The sequence below is a fragment of the Chromohalobacter sp. 48-RD10 genome (assembly GCF_029889785.1).
GTDB lineage: Bacteria > Pseudomonadota > Gammaproteobacteria > Pseudomonadales > Halomonadaceae > Chromohalobacter.
In genome coordinates this window covers 373,381-390,743 of the sequence record NZ_JARANX010000001.1, presented here as the reverse complement: position 1 = coordinate 390,743, position 17,363 = coordinate 373,381, and the positions used below count along the sequence as shown (strand labels likewise).

14 protein-coding genes are annotated in these 17,363 nt (G+C 63.0%); 9 read left to right on the top strand and 5 right to left on the bottom strand.

Features of this window, described 5'->3' with window-relative positions; genetic code table 11:
• Positions 1–138 precede the first annotated feature (138 nt).
• The gene (locus OP496_RS01755; RefSeq protein ID WP_280561629.1) at positions 139–2,079 is read right to left on the bottom strand and encodes an exoribonuclease II; all 1,941 of its coding nucleotides are present in this window, start codon (positions 2,077–2,079) and stop codon (positions 139–141) included.
• Positions 2,080–2,197: 118 nt separating this feature from the next.
• Positions 2,198–2,827: an SDR family oxidoreductase gene (locus tag OP496_RS01750; protein WP_280561627.1), complete on the bottom strand. Its 630-nt coding sequence runs from the start codon at positions 2,825–2,827 to the stop codon at positions 2,198–2,200.
• 262 nt (positions 2,828–3,089) lie between these two features.
• Between OP496_RS01750 and OP496_RS01745 the strand changes: the two genes are divergently transcribed.
• The 6 genes from OP496_RS01745 to OP496_RS01720 all read left to right on the top strand — a co-directional run bounded on the left by OP496_RS01745 (position 3,090) and on the right by OP496_RS01720 (position 10,913).
• Positions 3,090–3,830 (top strand): GntR family transcriptional regulator, encoded by a 741-nt coding sequence (locus OP496_RS01745; RefSeq protein WP_280561626.1) that lies wholly within the window; start codon positions 3,090–3,092, stop codon positions 3,828–3,830.
• A gap of 11 nt (positions 3,831–3,841) precedes the next feature.
• Complete coding sequence (nagA, locus tag OP496_RS01740; RefSeq protein WP_280561625.1) at positions 3,842–4,984, top strand: N-acetylglucosamine-6-phosphate deacetylase; 1,143 nt, start codon at positions 3,842–3,844, stop codon at positions 4,982–4,984.
• On the top strand, positions 4,981–6,003 hold the full coding sequence (locus OP496_RS01735) for an SIS domain-containing protein (protein WP_280561624.1): 1,023 nt from the start codon (positions 4,981–4,983) through the stop codon (positions 6,001–6,003). The genes nagA and OP496_RS01735 overlap by 4 nt, the downstream gene beginning before the upstream one ends.
• 46 nt (positions 6,004–6,049) lie before the next feature.
• On the top strand, positions 6,050–8,563 hold the full coding sequence (gene ptsP, locus OP496_RS01730; protein WP_280561623.1) for a phosphoenolpyruvate--protein phosphotransferase: 2,514 nt from the start codon (positions 6,050–6,052) through the stop codon (positions 8,561–8,563).
• A gap of 73 nt (positions 8,564–8,636) precedes the next feature.
• Complete coding sequence (nagE, locus tag OP496_RS01725; RefSeq protein WP_280561622.1) at positions 8,637–10,316, top strand: N-acetylglucosamine-specific PTS transporter subunit IIBC; 1,680 nt, start codon at positions 8,637–8,639, stop codon at positions 10,314–10,316.
• A gap of 186 nt (positions 10,317–10,502) precedes the next feature.
• Positions 10,503–10,913: an MAPEG family protein gene (locus OP496_RS01720; RefSeq protein WP_280561621.1), complete on the top strand. Its 411-nt coding sequence runs from the start codon at positions 10,503–10,505 to the stop codon at positions 10,911–10,913.
• 8 nt (positions 10,914–10,921) lie between these two features.
• On the opposite strand, the gene OP496_RS01715 is transcribed toward OP496_RS01720, so the two are convergent.
• Positions 10,922–11,662: a dienelactone hydrolase family protein gene (locus OP496_RS01715; RefSeq protein WP_280561619.1), complete on the bottom strand. Its 741-nt coding sequence runs from the start codon at positions 11,660–11,662 to the stop codon at positions 10,922–10,924.
• Positions 11,663–11,806: 144 nt separating this feature from the next.
• Between OP496_RS01715 and OP496_RS01710 the strand changes: the two genes are divergently transcribed.
• From OP496_RS01710 to OP496_RS01700, 3 genes are all read left to right on the top strand, one after another.
• Complete coding sequence (locus OP496_RS01710) at positions 11,807–12,382, top strand: chalcone isomerase family protein (RefSeq protein ID WP_280561618.1); 576 nt, start codon at positions 11,807–11,809, stop codon at positions 12,380–12,382.
• 155 nt (positions 12,383–12,537) lie between these two features.
• Positions 12,538–13,800, top strand: a complete 1,263-nt coding sequence (locus tag OP496_RS01705; RefSeq protein ID WP_280561617.1) for a M20/M25/M40 family metallo-hydrolase — start codon at positions 12,538–12,540, stop codon at positions 13,798–13,800.
• Between the two features lie 250 nt (positions 13,801–14,050).
• Positions 14,051–14,851, top strand: coding sequence for a Cof-type HAD-IIB family hydrolase (locus OP496_RS01700; protein WP_280561616.1), 801 nt, complete (start codon positions 14,051–14,053; stop codon positions 14,849–14,851).
• On the opposite strand, the gene OP496_RS01695 is transcribed toward OP496_RS01700, so the two are convergent.
• Both OP496_RS01695 and OP496_RS01690 read right to left on the bottom strand, forming a co-directional pair.
• The gene (locus OP496_RS01695; protein WP_280561615.1) at positions 14,843–15,874 is read right to left on the bottom strand and encodes a TIGR01620 family protein; all 1,032 of its coding nucleotides are present in this window, start codon (positions 15,872–15,874) and stop codon (positions 14,843–14,845) included. The genes OP496_RS01700 and OP496_RS01695 overlap by 9 nt on opposite strands.
• On the bottom strand, positions 15,871–17,262 hold the full coding sequence (locus OP496_RS01690; RefSeq protein WP_280561614.1) for a YcjX family protein: 1,392 nt from the start codon (positions 17,260–17,262) through the stop codon (positions 15,871–15,873). Before OP496_RS01690 ends, OP496_RS01695 begins: the two co-directional genes overlap by 4 nt.
• Positions 17,263–17,363 lie beyond the last annotated feature (101 nt).

Genomic DNA, 17,363 nt, shown 5'->3' with positions numbered 1-17,363 from the left:
AACCTTCCCGGTTGGTTACGGAGTGACCGCTCGGGCCCTGACGGGCTTGTCGTAGGAATGTCACCGCGCTGTCATGAGATTACGCTGGCACATGCCATGCCTTGCGTCCACTTCTGGTGACGCAAGACATGGCCAGCTTCATGCGGCGGGACGTGCGACCAACGAGCGTGTCGCCTCGACGGCTTCGGCCAGTGCGACCTGAACGCTGTCGCCGAGCTTGTAGCGCGGCTGGCCCTCGATCTGGATACGGCCTTCCTTGTCGTCGATGGCGACCTTGTCGCGTTCACTGTGCATGAATGGTGCCGGAACGAACGCCGTGGCACCATTGGCGGAGAGCCGAACCCGCATGCCGCCACGGTTGATGGCGATGATCTCGGCGTCGAAAACTTCGCCTTTTTCGGCGGAGGGGCCGAGATAGCGCACGTAGAGCCAATCCTTGACGTCACGTTCCGCCATGCGATTCAGGCGCCGCCGCTCGGTGAGCTGCTCGGTCAATGCCTGGCTGGCCTCGGCGGGTGCGCTTTCGCCCTTGAGCACGCGCTTGATCAGGCGGTGATTGACCATGTCGCCGTACTTGCGGATGGGCGATGTCCAGGTGGCGTATGCCGGCAGTCCCAACCCGAAGTGCGGGCCAGGCTGGGCGGACATGTTGGTATAGCCTTGGAAACGGCGCAGGCGTGCGTCGAGCCAGGCGTCCTCGCGTGCTTCCAGGGCGCGGCGCAGCTCGCGGTAGCGCGAGAGTTCCAGCAACTGTTCGCGTTCCACGTTGATGTCTTGGGTGGCCAGGAACTCGATCGCCTGATCGGCCTTCTCGGGCTCGAACGCCTGATGCACGTTGAAGATGCCATGGCCCACGTGCGAAGCCAGCAGATCGGCGCAGCAGGCGTTGGCCGCGATCATCGACTCCTCGATCATGCGCTGAGCGGTACGGCGTTCCTCGATACGCACCGCTAGCACGTTGCCCGCGTCATCGACGTCGAAGGCATAATCGGGACGGTCCTTGAACACCAGCGTGTGTTCCTGGCGCCATGCGTTGCGGGCCTCGGTCATCGCGGCCAAGGCCTTGAGCTGCGTAGCCATGGCCTCGTCGGCAGGGGCCCAATCGCCTTGGCCTTCCAGCCAGTCGGAGATCTGGTCGTACACCAGACGTGCATGCGAACGGACATTGGCGGCGAAGAATCGATAGTCGCCTAGGGTGCCGTCGCGCTGGATGTCCAATGTACAGACCAGGGTCGGGCGCTCCTCGCCTTCCTTCAGCGAGCACAGCTCGTTGGCCAGTGTTTCCGGCAACATGGTGACGTTCTGGCCTGGCAGGTACACGGTGAAGGCGCGGGTCTGCGCTTCCAGATCGACCGGATCACCCTCACGGACGTATGCCGTAGGATCGGCGATCGCCACGCTGAGACGCCAGCCATCTTCGTGCGTCTCGATGTGCAGAGCGTCGTCCATGTCGCGGGTCTTTTCACCGTCGATGGTGAAAAAGGGCGTTGCAGTCCAGTCTTCGCGCTCGAGGCCTTCATCGTGCAGCGGCCACTGCTCGCCGAATTGCGGCGACGCCTGTTCCAGCGCATGGCGCGCCAGGGTCACGCGCCACGGCACGGCGGGGTTGTCGGCCTTGACTACGAGCTCGTCGACTTGGGCGAAGAACCCGCGGTCGTCGGGCTTGAGCGGGTGGCGCACCAAGTGTGCCACGACCCAGTCGCCGTCACCGAGCGTACTTTCGTCGAGCGAGTTCTTGAGGCGTGCGCGCAACTGGTTGCTGATCAACGGATGGTCGGGAACGACACTGAGGCGCCCATCGCGCTTGACCAGTCGCGCCACGAAACGCTCGAGTCCCGCTTCGAGGAGCGTATCGGGCTCGGCGGAGGTCTTGTCTCCCTCCTGCTTGACCAGCGCATCGACGCGGTCGCCATGCAGTACCTGCTTCATGGCGGGGGGCGGAACGAAATAGGAGGTGCCGTCCTCGGTTTCGATAAAGCCGAAACCGCGATCAGTGGCCTTGATCACCCCTTGAACACGCGGGGTGGTTTCACGAATCTGTTGCTTGAGCTGGGCAAGCGCGGAGTTGTTCTGCAGCATCGAGACACATTCGGTTGGGGGGAGTAAGTCGATACTATACGGGTTCGTGTATCCCTCGCCAACCAACGCCTGGCGGGGAAAAGCGGGGGATAAGCGCGATGTCCTGCCGAGCGCTGGATCAGCACAGCGCCTCATCAATCGCCGTATTGCCATCGAGCAGGGAAAACTCATGTTGGCGCAATTCTCGGTTGCGCATTACCTCGAGCAACGCATGCGCGACATTGGCACGTGAAATACGGTTGTCGTCGGCGTTGGCGATGTCGGTGGTGACGCGTTGCGTTGCGGTCTCATTGGTCAGTCGGCCCGGTTTGAGGATCACGTAAGGCACGCGCGACGCACGTAGATGCGCATCGGCGGCATGCTTGGCAGCCATGTAAGGGCGCAGCTTGGCCGGGGCCTCGAGCACCTTGTCGGCACGCATGGCGCTGAGCATGATGAAACGCCCGATCCCCAGCGATGCAGCCAGATCGACCGCGCTCAGCGCGCCATTTAGATCGATCATCAGCGTCTTGTCGGGGCCGGTATGGGGTCCCGATCCCGCCGCGAACACCACCTGATCGCAGCCATAGAAAGCATGGCGGAAATTGCTTTCCAGATCGGCAAGCACCGTTTCGATGCCTCGCGCCTGGAACCACGCCTGCTGCGACGTATCGCGAATCATCGCTCGAATCGGCACGTCGGCCTCATGCGCGAGTTCACAGAACTGGCGGCCGATCTGGCCGTTGGCACCGATCACTAGCGTCTTCATGGGGCTCTCCTCAGTATTGTCGATGACTATTGTATGCGGCTCTCGGTGCCGGTAATCAAGCCCGAGCGATGCTGTCGTCGACCAGCCTTGCCCTCTATTGCTCCATTCTTTTCCCTCTCTTCTCTCTTCCTTCTTATCTCTTCCGCCTCCCTCTTCACATTCTTCTTAGGCATAGATACCACTACAAGACCAATTGGTATTTGACTGGTATTAAAGAGGCTCTATATTGGTTACTCAGAATCCGAAATGAGAGACCGTTTTCATGGACCCACGCTTTGTTGAGATGACGCTGGATCCCGACTTGGCGACGCCGCTTTATCATCAGCTGGCGCGGCAATTGGGCGATGCCATCGAGGCGGGGGCCTGGCAGGCCGGTGAGGCTTTACCCTCAGAGCGCGCATTGGCCGAAATGCTGGAGGTTTCGCGTATCACCGCGCGCAAGGCCTTGGAACGACTCGCCGAGCAGGGTCTGATTCGGCGCACGCACGGTTCAGGCACGTTCATCGCGCCACGCTTCAATCAGCCACTGACGCGTCTGACGAGTTTTTCCGAGTTGCTGACGCAGCGTGGCTTTACGCCCCGCTCGCGATGGCTATCCCGCCAGTTGGGTATGCCGAGTACCGAAGAGGTCTTGCGTCTCGGGCTGCATGGTGGCACTCAGGTGGCGCGCCTCAAGCGTCTGCGCCTGGCCGACGACGTGGTGATGGCGGTCGAGGAAAGCTGCTTGCCCGAATCGATACTGTCCGATCCGGAAGGCGTCGGGCAGTCGCTCTACGCGACGCTGGAAGCGCGCGGCAAGACGGTGGAGCGCGCCCTGCAACATTTGACGGCCGTCAATGCCGACGCCGAACTCGCCACCTTGGCCGAAGTGCCCGAAGGCCATGCACTGCTCAAGGTCACTCGCCTTGGCTACCTCGCCGACGGCACACCGGCGGAACTCACCATCACTTACTGCCGCACCGACTATTACGACTTCATGGTCGAGCTTCACCGGGCTCGATAGAAGGTACCCTTATGCATTACGGCAACATTCTGACCCCCGAGGGCTGGCGCCTCGGCAAGATCCACTGGCGCGACGGACGTATCGCGCGCATTGACGGTACGCCGGTCGATCCGGCCGACAACGATGCGCCCTATATAGTGCCTGGCTTTATCGACCTGCACGTGCATGGCGGTGGCGGCGCCGACACCATGGAAGGCGGCGAGGCCGTGGCCACCCTGGCACGTACGCATGCGCGCTTCGGCACCACTAGCCTGCTGGCGACGACCATGACCGATACCGATGCCACGGTGCGCAGAGTGCTCGGCGAGATCGGTACTTTGATGGAACAGTCACTCGGTGAGGGTGCTCGGGTACTCGGCGTGCATCTTGAAGGTCCGTATCTCAATCCTGGCAAGCTCGGTGCCCAGCCGCCTTACGCACGGCCGGGTGATATCGCCGAGGTTGACGCGCTGTGCGCGTTGGCGCCGATTCGGCTGGTGACCCTGGCACCGGAACTCTCCGGGCATTACGCCTTGATTCGGCATTTGAGCGAGCGCGGCGTGCGCGTGCAACTCGGTCATACCCTGGGCACCTACGAACAGGGCGTGGCAGCGATGGAGCATGGCGCCTGCGGGTTTGCGCATCTCTACAATGCCATGACCGGCCTGCATCACCGCCACCCTGGCATGGCGGGTGTTGCCTTGGCGCATGCCGATTTCGCTGAGCTGATCCCCGACTTGTTGCACGTCCATCCCGGGGCGATTCGCGTCGCGCTGAGAAGCATTCCTCGCCTCTATGCGGTTACCGACTCGACCGCTGCCGCCGGCATGCCCGACGGTGAGTACCGGCTCGGCGAGCAGGCCGTGACTAAGTGTCTGGGCGGGGTGCGCCTCGCCGACGGCACGCTTGCCGGCAGCACCCTGACCATGGATCAGGCGCTGCGCAACTTGGTTGATATCGGCCTGTCGCTTGCCGAGGCCAGCGAACGCGTATCGCGCCATCCTGCCGATTTTCTTGGCCTGCATGATCGCGGCCGGCTGGCCGATGGTTGTCATGCCGACCTGGTCGTGCTCGACCGCGACCTGGGCGTCGACTGTGTCTATGTCGAGGGCCAGCACGTGGCCGGCGAGGATCCCGAAGACGCCCCAACGACGCGCCCAGGAGTTGAAACATGAGTTCGATGATGCTCAGCGAATCGCGCGATGCCCCTGAGCGTGTCGCCGCTCAATTGACCCACAACGCCCATCCGCTGATCGAACTCGGCGAGTGGCTGCGGCAATGCGATCCGCACGGTGTAGTCACCGTGGCGCGGGGTAGCTCCGACCATGCCGCCAGTTACTTCGCCTATCTATGCATGCAGAGCCGAGGGGTTCCGGTGGCTTCGTTGCCGCCATCGCTCACCACCTTGGCGCGGGCGCCGTGGAAGCTCGATGGCCAACTGGCGCTGGCGATCTCGCAGTCCGGCCAGAGCCCCGATTTGATCGAGACCCAAAAAGCGCTGGCCGCTGGCGGGGCGCAGACGCTGGCGCTGGTCAATACGCCGCGTTCGCCGCTGGGCGAAGTCAGCGATCGTGAGATTGCGCTGCATGCTGGTGAGGAGCGCAGCGTCGCCGCGACCAAGAGCTACCTGGCGACGCTATCCGCGTGTGCGCAATTGCTGGGTCACTGGCGTCAGGACCGCGCATTGCTCGCTGCTCTTGAAACGCTTCCCGAACGGTTGCGTGCCGCAGCAGCGCAAGATTGGTCACCAGCCATCGAGGCGCTGCGCGATGTCGACCAGTTGATGGTGGTCGGGCGCGGCGCCGGGTTGGCCGTCGCTCAGGAAGCGGCGCTCAAGTTCAAGGAAACCTGCGCCCTTCAGGCCGAACCGTTCAGCGGTGCCGAGGTCAAGCATGGCCCGATGGCGTTGATTGGCCCTGGTTATCCAGTGCTGGTGTTCGCCCCGCCAGGACCCGAGCAGGCTGGTCTGCTCGAACTTGCCGAATGGCTTGAAAGCGTCGGCGCACGAGTGCTGCTGGCCGCCGACGAAGGCGTTGCCCAGCGTGAACTGACACTCGTCGATGCCGGTCATGCGGCGCTGCAGCCGCTGTCGGTCATCCAGAGTTTCTACGTCATGGCCGCCCAACTGGCGGTGGCGCGTGGCAGCGACCCCGATCAACCACGTCATCTCAAGAAGGTGACCCGTACCCGCTGAGCGCTTTGCGATTCTCTTTTCTGACAACAACAACGCCGGAGGCAACATGGCTTCATCCTTAGACATCCAGGCACCGGTGGACGGCGTCCTCGTCACCCTCGATACGGTGCCCGACCCGGTCTTCGCCGAAGGCACACTCGGCGACGGCCTGGCCATCGATCCGCTGGGCGATACCTTGTGCGCGCCCTGCGACGGCGAGATCGTACACTGCGCACGTACCGCCCACGCGGTCACGCTGCGCAGTGCGGGCGGCGTCGAACTGCTCATTCATCTGGGGCTCGATACCGTCAATCTCGACGGCGCGGGGCTCGAACTGCTGGTCGAGGTAGGCCAGCGAGTCGAGGCCGGCGCGCCGTTGCTGCGTTTCGATGCTGACCGGATCGCCCAGCAGGCGATGAGCCTGATCACACCATTGATTATCGCCGAGCCGGCCGGTTGGCACCTGACACCTCCCGGCGCACAGCACAGCGACGAAGCGGTGCGCCAGGGCGAGGCGATCATGCGTCTTGAGGTGCCGACAGAGACGACCGGCGTGAATACACCCGCGGCATCGGGTCCTCAGGCCACCCGCGAGGTGACCATAGGCCTGGCGGCCGGTTTGCACGCGCGGCCTGCGGCCCGGTTGCGCGCTATCGCCCACGAACAGAATGTCGATCTCGAACTCGTCCACGACGAGACGCACGTCGATGCGCGGAGCCTGAGCCGGTTGATGAACATGGAATTGATGGATGGCGACCGTGTGACGCTGATCGCGCGTGGCGAACGCACCACGGCGGCGCTGGATGCCGCGGAACGTCTGCTGAGCGAAGCCGAGGCCGATGATCCCGCGCCCCGTGCTGCCGACGAGCCTGTTGCCGAGGTCGGAGCAGGGCAGTTGGCCGGGCTCGTCGCCAGCCAAGGGCTCGCGGTTGGGCCGCTGCATCATTATGTGGCGGCATTACCCACGGTACCGCAAGCCAGCGACGATCCGGCGCAAGAGCGAGCGGCGTTGGACGAGGCATTACAGAATGTCGGTCATTCGCTCAAGGCGGCGCTGGAGCAAGCCAAGCGCAGCGTACGACGCAGCGAGGCCGAGATCCTCGAGGCGCATCTGGCCTGGCTCGACGATCCGGCGCTGTATAATGCCGCCGAAGGCTACATCGACAACGGGCGCAGCGCCGGGCAGGCCTGGAGGGAGGCTCTCGATGACGAAGCGGCGCGCCTGCAGGCGACCGGTAATAAACTGCTGGCGGCGCGAGTTGCCGATCTGCGCGATCTACAGCGCCAAGTAATGGCGTGCTTGGGTTCGGCGCCGAGCGTCCCACGGGTGCCGGCCGACGCCATCGTCATCGCCGACGATCTGACGCCATCGGAATTGACGGCCTTGGCCGCTCAGCAACCGGCGGGTATCTGTCTGGTGGCGGGTGGTACTACGTCGCACGTGGCGATTCTCGCCCGTGCCCGGGGCCTGCCGTGCCTGGTGGCGATGGGCACTGCTCTGGAATCGGCTGAAGGGGAAATGGCGATTCTCGATGCCGAACGCGGCCTGCTCGAACCGCAGCCGGATAGCGCCAGCCTGGAAGCCATGCGCGAGCGTATCTCTGAGCGCGAGCAAGCCCAAGACGTCGCCCGCGAGGCGGCAAAAGAGGCGGCGACGACCCATGACGGGCGCACTATCGAGGTATGCGCTAACGTCGCCGGCGGTGCCGAGGCGTTTATCGCCGCTGAGGAGGGCGCCGACGGTATCGGCCTGCTGCGCAGTGAATTCCTGTTCCTCGATCGTGATAGCGCGCCGAGCGTCGACGAACAGCGTGATGAATATCAGGCCGCGCTCGATGCGCTGGGCGGCAAGCCAGTGATCGTACGTACGCTGGATATCGGCGCCGACAAGCAACTCAGCTACCTACCGCTGCCCAGCGTGGCTAATCCGGCGCTAGGCGTGCGCGGCATTCGTTTGTGGGTTAGTCAGGCCGACCTGTTGGACAGCCAACTGCGTGCCTTGCTGGCGCTCGAACCACTCGAGTCGCTGCGCATCATGCTGCCGATGGTCAGCGGCGTCGGAGAGTTGCGGGCGTTGCGCCAACGGCTTGAAACGCTGGCCGAGGAACTGGGCGTGAGTCGACTGCCGCAGCTCGGAGTGATGATCGAGGTGCCGTCAGCCGCATTATGTGCGGCCAGCCTCGCCGCCGAAGCCGATTTCCTATCGATCGGCACCAACGACCTGACGCAATACACGCTGGCCATGGATCGCGAGGACCCGGACCTGGCGGCGCAGCTCGACGTGCTTCATCCGGCGGTACTGCGACTGATCAAGATAACTATCGAAGGCGCTGCCGGACGCTGTCCGGTGGGAGTGTGCGGCGCTGCTGCCGGCGCTCCTATGGCATTGGCCGTGCTGGTGGCGCTGGGAATCGATGAACTCTCGGTGGAGCCAAGCCGCGTGCCGGCGGTCAAGGTTGCATTGCGCGACATCGACGCTGGTGCGCTCAACGAACAATTACCGGCATGGCTGGAACTGGACGACGGCACCGCGCTACGCGAGCGCGTCGAGGCGTGGCTGAATGCGCCGGTCGTGGCCTGACACCACCGCCATTCATGTAACGACATTCTGAACAACGACGTTCTGGCCAACAACAAGAGTGGGAGAAACGATCATGCGACTCGATATCATGGGCGGCCTGCAGAAGCTGGGGCGCTCGCTCATGCTGCCCATCGCGGTACTACCGGTTGCCGGTCTCTTACTGCGCCTGGGGCAGCCGGATCTGCTCGACATCGCCTTTCTCGCCAATGCCGGGGATGCGATTTTCGCCAATCTGGCGTTGATCTTCGCCATCGGCCTGGCGGTGGGCTTCGCCAACGACAGCAATGGCGCTGCCGGGTTGGCGGGCGTCGTCGGTTACCTGGTGCTCGATGCGGTCCTGCATACGCTCAACGAAGACATCAACATGGGCGTGTTGTCGGGCATCATCATCGGTACCTTGGCAGGCCTGCTTTATAACCGTTTCAAGGACATCAAGCTTCCCGACTACTTGGCATTCTTCGGCGGGCGGCGCTTCATTCCGATCGTCACCGGGCTTGCTGCGGTCATCCTGGGGATGATTTTCGGGGTGATCTGGCCGACGGTGCAGACCGGCATCGATACCCTCGGTCAGTGGCTGATCGAGGCCGGCGACCTGGGCCTGTTCGTCTACGGTGTGCTCAACCGCTTGCTGATCGTCACCGGGCTGCACCATGTCCTCAACAGCTTCGTATGGTTCGTGTTCGGCAGCTTCGATGGCGCGACCGGCGACCTCAATCGCTTCTTCGCCGGCGACCCCAGCGCGGGCAGTTTCATGGCGGGCTTTTTCCCGGTGATGATGTTCGGTCTACCGGCGGCGGCGCTGGCGATGTATCACGCCGCGCCCAAAGGGCGGCGTGCCCAGGTCGGCGGTTTGTTGCTGTCGCTGGCGTTGACCGCGTTTCTGACCGGGGTGACCGAGCCGATCGAGTTTACCTTCATGTTCCTGGCGCCGTTTTTGTACGTGCTGCATGCGATGCTCACCGGGCTTTCGATGGTGCTCATGGATTTGCTCAACGTTAAGCTGGGTTTCACCTTTTCGGCCGGTGCTTTCGACTATGCGCTTTCCTATGGGCTTTCGACCAACGGCTGGCTGATGGTCCCCGTGGGGCTTTGCTACTTCGCGTTGTATTACGGGGTGTTTCGCTGGGCGATCGTACGCTTCGATCTCCCCACGCCGGGGCGCGAGTCGGAAACCGCAGGTGCCACCAGCGCCCCGGCCGATCTCGGGGAGCGAGGCCCAGCGTTCGTGCATGCACTAGGCGGAGCCGCCAACCTGACCAGCGTGGGTGCGTGCACCACCCGTTTGCGACTGGTGCTTGACGATGACAACGCCATCGACGAACCGGCACTCAAGCAGCTCGGCGCGCGCGGCGTGCTGCACCTCCGTAGTGGCGGCTTGCAAGTGATCCTGGGGCCGATAGCCGATGGCGTCGCCGATGAGATTCGCGCTGCCATGGTTGCCGAAGGCGCCGCGCCCAGTGAAGCGCCAGTGGCCGGCGAGGGCAATGGCTCGGATGCAACCAGTGTGGTGCGGCTGAGTGCTGAACAGCTCGACCACTGGCTGGCCGCGCTCGGCGGACGTGGCAACGTACAGGAAGCCACCGCCGTGGCCATGACCCGACTACGACTACGCCTCGCCGATGCTGCGAATCTCGACGAAGCCGCGCTCAAGACACTCGGCGCGCAAGGCATTCAACGCATCGACGGCGGCCTGGTCCACGTACTGCTCGGCGAACGCGCCCCCGGCGTCGCCGCCAGCCTCGGGGATCGCTGAATCACTACGACGCGAACGTTTATCATGCTTGGTTGGGCAGTATGGTCCGTAGTAAAAGAATTAAGGTTCCAGAGAATTGGCGTTTCAAGCCGCGACGCAGACAAGAGATGCCCAACGAAATGCTGTAGTTGACCGTCCCAAGCGGGGCGGCAACTAAGTTGTAGCACTAAGCCACAGGAGTAAGACATGCCGCAGGCGTTGATTCTTTCCATGGCAGCACACGTCGCCCTTTCTGCCTTCCTGTATGTGCTGCTGACGGCTGCACGGGCTCCCGCCGTTTGGGGGATTGGGCACAGGTCAGACGGCACTAATCCATGGGCGGCTGTCGAGCCACGCATCAGTGCCAACTTGTCCAATCAATTCGAGTGGCCACTGGCGTTCCATGCCGCTTGCCTCATCTTGCTATATCTTCAGGTTAGCCCGGCCGCGTTTGCGCTTGCCTGGGTCTTCGTCGCGGGTCGTCTGCTGCATAGTGCAGTTCAAATTTTTACCCACAACGTCCGTCTCAGGGGAATCGTCTTCACCATCAACTTTCTGGCTGTGCTCGGCTTGTGGATCTTGGTGGTCATGGCCGCTGGCCGCTCACCAGTGGCCTAATTTAGACGTCACAGCGTTTCTTCCAGAAGAGTGGTTAGCCGCTTGTGATGCAGGTCATCGGCGGCGGCATCGTAGGAGGGGGCGTCCTTGGCGGTGAAGCCGTGGGCGGCGCCTTTGTAGAGTTCGGTGGTGAAGTGCACGCCGGCGGCGGCTAACGCTTCGTCCATGCAGGCGATCTGCTCGGGGGGTAGCAGTTCATCCTTGTCGGCGTGACCGAAATAGACGCGCCCTTGGATATTGCCGACCACATGCCTGGGGCTGTTCGGGTCGTCTGCCTCCGCGAGCCGGGCTGAGTGGAATCCAGCTGCAGCCGCGACACGACCGGCGTGTTCGGCCGCCATGCGCAGTGCGAAGGCGCCGGTCATGCAATAGCCGATCACGCCTATCTTGCCGTCCGCGAACTCGGCCTCGTTGTCGATGCAGTCCAGTAGGGCGATGAAGTCGCGGGATTGTGCCTCGGGCGTGAGGTGGCCGGCATACTCGACCAGGGTTGGGCGTACATCCGGATCACGGAAGGACTTGCCCTCCGGCACGAGAGACCCGCTCGCATCGCGGTAGTACACGTTGGGCATCAACACGGCATAGCCGTGATCGGCGATTCGCTGGGCTTTCTCGTGATAGCAGGGGCGCAGGCCACCGATATCGGTGAACAGCACCACGGCCGATAGAGGGCCGTCGGCGTTCCCGGGTGTGAAGATATGCGCGTCGATGGTGCCGTCGGCGGCGGGGACTTCGATAGTACGAGACATGAATAAGCTCCGGGTTGTCGATGGAGAATGTATGCCACCAGAGGCGAGTGTGATGATCAATTGGGCGACTGTAACGAAATTCGGTATCCAAGGTGGAGAGGATACGCTGTTCTTCACCAAGTCTAATCCAGACGGGGAGTCATCATGACGCTACGCGCTGTTTTAAGCGGTTTTGCCGGAGGAGTGGGGCTGGCAATGGCGGTCGGTTGGAGCGGTGGCGCGGCGCTCGCCGCGTCGTTTCCGGATGAGAAGTCACTGGACGGGAGTGAGGTCGTCTTGCAAGGGGCAGGCACCGCCAGTTATATGCTCTGGGATGTATATGACGCGGCGCTTTACGCACCGGCGGACGCTAGCCAGGATGCCATCATCAACGCCGAGATGCCGATGAGTCTGCTCCTCGAGTATCGGCGTGATGTGGACGTTGCGGATATCCGTAAGGCGACCTGGGCCACTCTGGAGGAGCAGTTTCAGGATAGTGCCCTCGAGGCGCTTCGTCCCAAGGTCGAGGCGATCCAGAATGCCATGATCAGTGTCACTGACGGTGATCGCTATAGGCTTGACTGGAACCCGGACGTGCCACGACTGAGTCTGAGCCTGAACGGTGATACGCTCTTCGAGTCGGACGACGGCGAGCTGGCTCGGGCTTATTTCGGCATCTGGCTGGCCGAACCACCGCTTTCGGACGAGCTGCGCGCCGCGTTGCTTTCGCGAACGGACTGACGAATCGGGGGCCTGGAGCCTACCGGACACGTAGGCGCCCACGCCCATGACGCCGCAGCGCCGCGCAGAGCATCGTTATGTTTGGCTTCAGTTAGTGGCCTGAAATCTGCCAGACTAGTCTTCTATAGACACTGACTTCACAAAGAGTGAGCGCAATGAGCGAGAAGAAGCAACCCTGGAACCGGCCAATGCAGGAACAGCAGTTCAAGCTAATGTGCGAGATCCTCGATGCACCCAGCCCGGTGGGGCTGGAGGGCGCAATGACCTATGGCGTGCTCAAGCCGCAGTTCGAGTCGTTCGCGCCCAGCGATTGGCATCTGCACCAGTATCAGGGCCATGCCGGCGTGGTGCTGGATACCCATCCTGGTCGCGACGACATGTTCAAGGTGATGCTGATTGGGCATGCCGACAAGATTCGCATGCAGGTGCGCTCGATCGGCGACGACGGCAAGATCTGGATCAATAGCGATTCCTTCCTGCCCACCGTGCTGATCGGCCACGAGGTCAAGCTGTTCAGCGAGGATCCGGAAAGTCCCGGCAACTACCGGGTGATCCAGGGCGGTACGGTGGAGGCGCTGGGCGCCATCCATTTCGCCGACCCGGCGGTGCGCTCGGGCGAACGGGGCATCAAGAAGGAGCAGCTCTATCTGGATCTGCAGATCCACGGCGAGAACAAGAAGCAGCAGGTCTTGAATCTCGGCGTGCGCCCCGGCGACTCGATCATCATGGATCGCCCCATCCGTCCCGGCTTCAGCCCCGACACCTTCTATGGCGCCTACCTGGACAACGGCCTGGGCTGCTTTGTCACCAGCGAGGTCGCACGGCTGATCGCCGAGGCGGGCGGCACTCGGCAGGTGCGTGTGCTGTTCGCCATCGCCAGCTACGAGGAGATCGGCCGCTTAGGTAGCCGGGTGCTGGCCGGGGAGCTCGAGCCGGACGTGCTGATCGGCGTCGACGTCAATCACGACTATGTGGCGGCGCCCGGCATCGGCGACCGACGCATGCAGCCGTTGGAAATGGGCAAGGGCTTCACCATGGCGGTGGGCGCGATCGCCAGCGAGCAGCTCAATCGGATCATCGAGAGCACCGCCAAGCAGCACGACATTCCCATGCAGCGAGACATGGTCGGCGCCGACACCGGCACCGACGGTATGGCCGGGGTGCTGGCGGCGGTGGATTGCGCTGCCACCTCGATCGGTTTTCCGATCCGCAACATGCACACCATCTCCGAGACCGGCAATACTCAGGACGTGCTCGCGGCGATCCATGCGCTGACCTACACCATTCAAGCGCTGGATGTCCTCGACGATCCGCATCAGGAGTTCCGTAATAACCATCCGCGTCTCGACCGAGCCACGCCGCTGGAACACCAGGGCTCGGCGAAGCCCGATGAAGATGACGAGAATAGCGCTCTCTAGGCATTTAACTGTTCAGCATCTATCCGCCATGCGCCGCACGACGAAAATGCTGAACAGTTGGGCGACTCAAGGACAAAGTACGTAATGATCGACCATACTGGCGTTGGAGTCGTCGATATCGCTCGTTCTGCCATGGGTCTGTCCTGCTGTGAGATGCACCTTGACCAACAGACATGGCGCTAACGCCAGTCCCCAACTCTAGACCGATATGCGGTAACCTTGGGAGGTCGCGAACCAACTGGGAAGCCGCATGCAGCCTCATCTGATTGTTACGGATCTGGATAACACCCTGCTCAATGCCGAGCACGATCTCGATGAGTTGACCATCGAGACCTTTCAGGCACTGGCCGCCGAGGGCCATCATCTGGCACTGGCCTCGGGGCGTCACTTTCACGATATCACCGCGTTTCGCCGTCGATTGGGCGTGCCCGCCTATATTTTGAGTACCAACGGCGCGCATCTTTATGCACCCGACGATCGCCTGATCGCTGAGCAGTGGGTGCCGGCCGAATTGGTACGGACGTTGATAGCGATGCCGCGCGATGCCGATATCCGGCTCAATCTTTATACCGGCGACGAGTGGTTGATCGATGCGTCGGCCCCCGAGTTGAAGGCCTTGCATGCGCATACGGGTTTTCATTATCGAGTCGCCAATCTCGAGGCCCATGATGGCAATGGGGTGGGCAAGGTGTTGTGCATCGGCGACCCTACGGCGCTGGCGTCGTTGGAGCAGAGCATCAACGAAGCGCTAGGGACGCGGCTGCACATAACCTATTCGATGTCCCATTCACTAGAGATCATGGCGGAAGGCGTCAACAAGGGCGCCACGCTGGAGCGTCTTTTGACGCATCTCGAGCTACCTGCAGCGCGCTGCCTGGCGTTCGGCGATAACCTCAATGACGCCGAGATGCTGGCATTGGCTGGCCATGGCTTCATCGTGGAAAACGCTCACCCCGAATTGGTGCGGCGCGTGCCTGACGCCGCACGCATCGGCCACCACCATCCTTATGGCGTTGCCTGTCAGTTGCGAGAGTTCTTCGCGCTAACGTGATGCGTCGTCCTTTGTTTCCAACTGACGCAGGCGTTGCCAGAGTTCGCGGCGCAGATCGGCGAGATGTGGGGCTTCGCCCTCGTCGAAGGGGATCGGGCGTGTCATGCGCAGCGTGCGCAGACCGAGCCGCGCGGTGAGAAGACCAGCGCCGAGCCCTTGGCCGGCGCGGGTGGAAAGCTTGCCGGCCACGTTCATCGAGAGCAGGTCCATCCCGGCATCCGTGGCGATCTCGCTGGCGCCGGCGAAGGCCATGTTGTAGAGCACCGCGCGGAACAGGCGCAGGCGGCTGGCGTAGCCCAGTTCCAGACCGTAGAGCGCGGCAAGACGGTCGATCAGGCCGATATTACGCCACGCCATCAAGGCCATGTCTATAAAGGTGACCGGGCTGACGGCGACCATGACGGCCGTTTCGCCGGACATGCGCGCGATCAGTCGGCGTGCTTGACGGTCGCGCGGGGCTAGAAGGTGGTGGGCGAGCAGGGTACGTATTTCCTGGGCGTCGTGGTGCGACTGATGCGCCGCTTGAAAAGCGCGCCAGTTGGGGTCGTCGTCACCGAGTTGCATCTGGCGTCGCAAGCGCTCGGCGAGCGTCTGCATGTCCTGGGGCGTGGCCTCTTCGGGGGCGTCGAGTTGGTCACGCAATTGGGTGTGCCGCTTCAGACGCCGCAGACGCCATAGCTCGCGCAAGAGCGCCACGCCACCCAAGCCCAGCGCCAATAGCCCCAGCGCGCTCCAGGCGCCTGCCAGCCAGTCTCCGCCCAGGGTGGCGGTATATAGATGACGCGCCACCTCCACACTGCCTAGCGCTATGGAACCGCCGAGCAGCGTCATCAGCCCCCAGCGACGCTTGCGGGGTTTGCCCAGGCTGGCTTCGAGTGGTATGTCCGGCGCGCTGTCCTGGACTGCGAGCGGTTGAGAAACGCTGTCCGGGTGAAAGCGCTCCCCCGGTTCGGGGGCGGCGGTAAAGTGGGGTGGCGGCTCAGGGTCGACGCGAAAACGTTGTCCGGGGCGCGGCTCGCTCATTTCAATTTATCTCCAATCAGCCAGTCGAGCGCTGCATCCATGCGCACATGCGGCAATTCGGGTGTGTCGCGATGTGGGGGCCGAAACGCCGTGAAATCGAATCCCTGGCGGGCCCAGAAGTCGCCCTCAGGCAAGCGGGGCGGCACGTCGCCGGGGAACAGCAGTACGTCTTCGCCTTCCAGGGTGGTACCACGTAGAGCGGCGCGGCGTTGACCGTCATTATCCACTTCGCGTGGCTCGGTGGCACGCACCGCCGCCAAGGACAGCGCTTTCACCGGTACGTCGGCATAGCGCAGGTCCTTGAGCGGCTCGGCGAGCAGTGCTTCGAGCAGCGCGACGACGTTGGGATGCTGTTCGGGCGTCACGTGGTCGGCCTTGGTCGCGGCGATGGCAAGACGATCGATGCGCGGCGAGAACAGTCGGCTCATCAGGGTGCGCTTGCCGTAGTCGAAGCTCCGCATCAGGGTGCTCAGCGCCCGGGAGAGATCCTCGAAGCGCTCTGGGCCGGCGTTGAGCGCGCCCAGCACATCGACCAGCACGATCTGACGGTCGAAGTGTCGGAAATGCTCGCGGTAGAACGGTTTGACCACGTGACGGCGGTAATGGTCGAAGCGTCGCGTCAGCGTCTTGTAGACGCTCGTCTCGGGCAAAGCCTCAAGCTCGGCACGATTGGCTTCGCTCACGCCGGGAAGCGGGAAAAACTGCAGTACCGGCGCATCTTCCAGGTCGCCCGGGAGCAGAAAGCGGCCCGGCTGCAGGTCGGCGAAACCGGCCTCGCGAGAGGCGCGCAACGCGTCGGCGTAATGCGCGGCGATCTCGGCGAGTTGGCTTTCGTCGGCGTCGTCGTCCGGGGCCAGAGCCTCGACAGCACGCAGCCAGGTCGCGGCGAGGCGTTGGCGCTCACTGCCCATGGCGGCTTGCTGCGCCTCGCTCCAACTCAGGAAGTCGTGCTCGAGCAGGGGCAGGTCGAGCAGCCATTCACCGGGGTAGTCGATCAAGTCGAGGGTGAGCGTCGCCGTATCACCCAGCAGCCCCCGAGCGCGGCGCGTGCGATGCTTGATGGTCAGACGTAGTTCACTGATACCTCGGGTGGGCGCCGGCCAGTGCGGTGGTGTGCCGTCGAGGGAGGTCATGGCGGCGTCGTAAGGAAAGCGGGGCACGCCGAGATCAGGCTGAGCGACTCGCTGGGCGCCCAAGAGGCGCCCCTCGCGGGCGGCGCGCAGCAAATCGAGACGTGCTTCCAGTCCCGCATGGCGCAACTGATGCACCAGCGAAGTCAGAAAGGCGGTCTTGCCGGCTTGGGAAAGTCCGGTGACGGCGAGACGCAATTGGCGGTCGCGGCCCCGCTCGATGAAATTGTGCAGTTCCTGGCTCAGGTGACGTCGCATGACGGTATCCGACTGAAGTTCTGTCTCGAATGTGCGGGTGAATCGTGCCCAAGGCAAGAGGCGATAGTTTTCTCAAATGCTAACAATTGTCATTATTGATG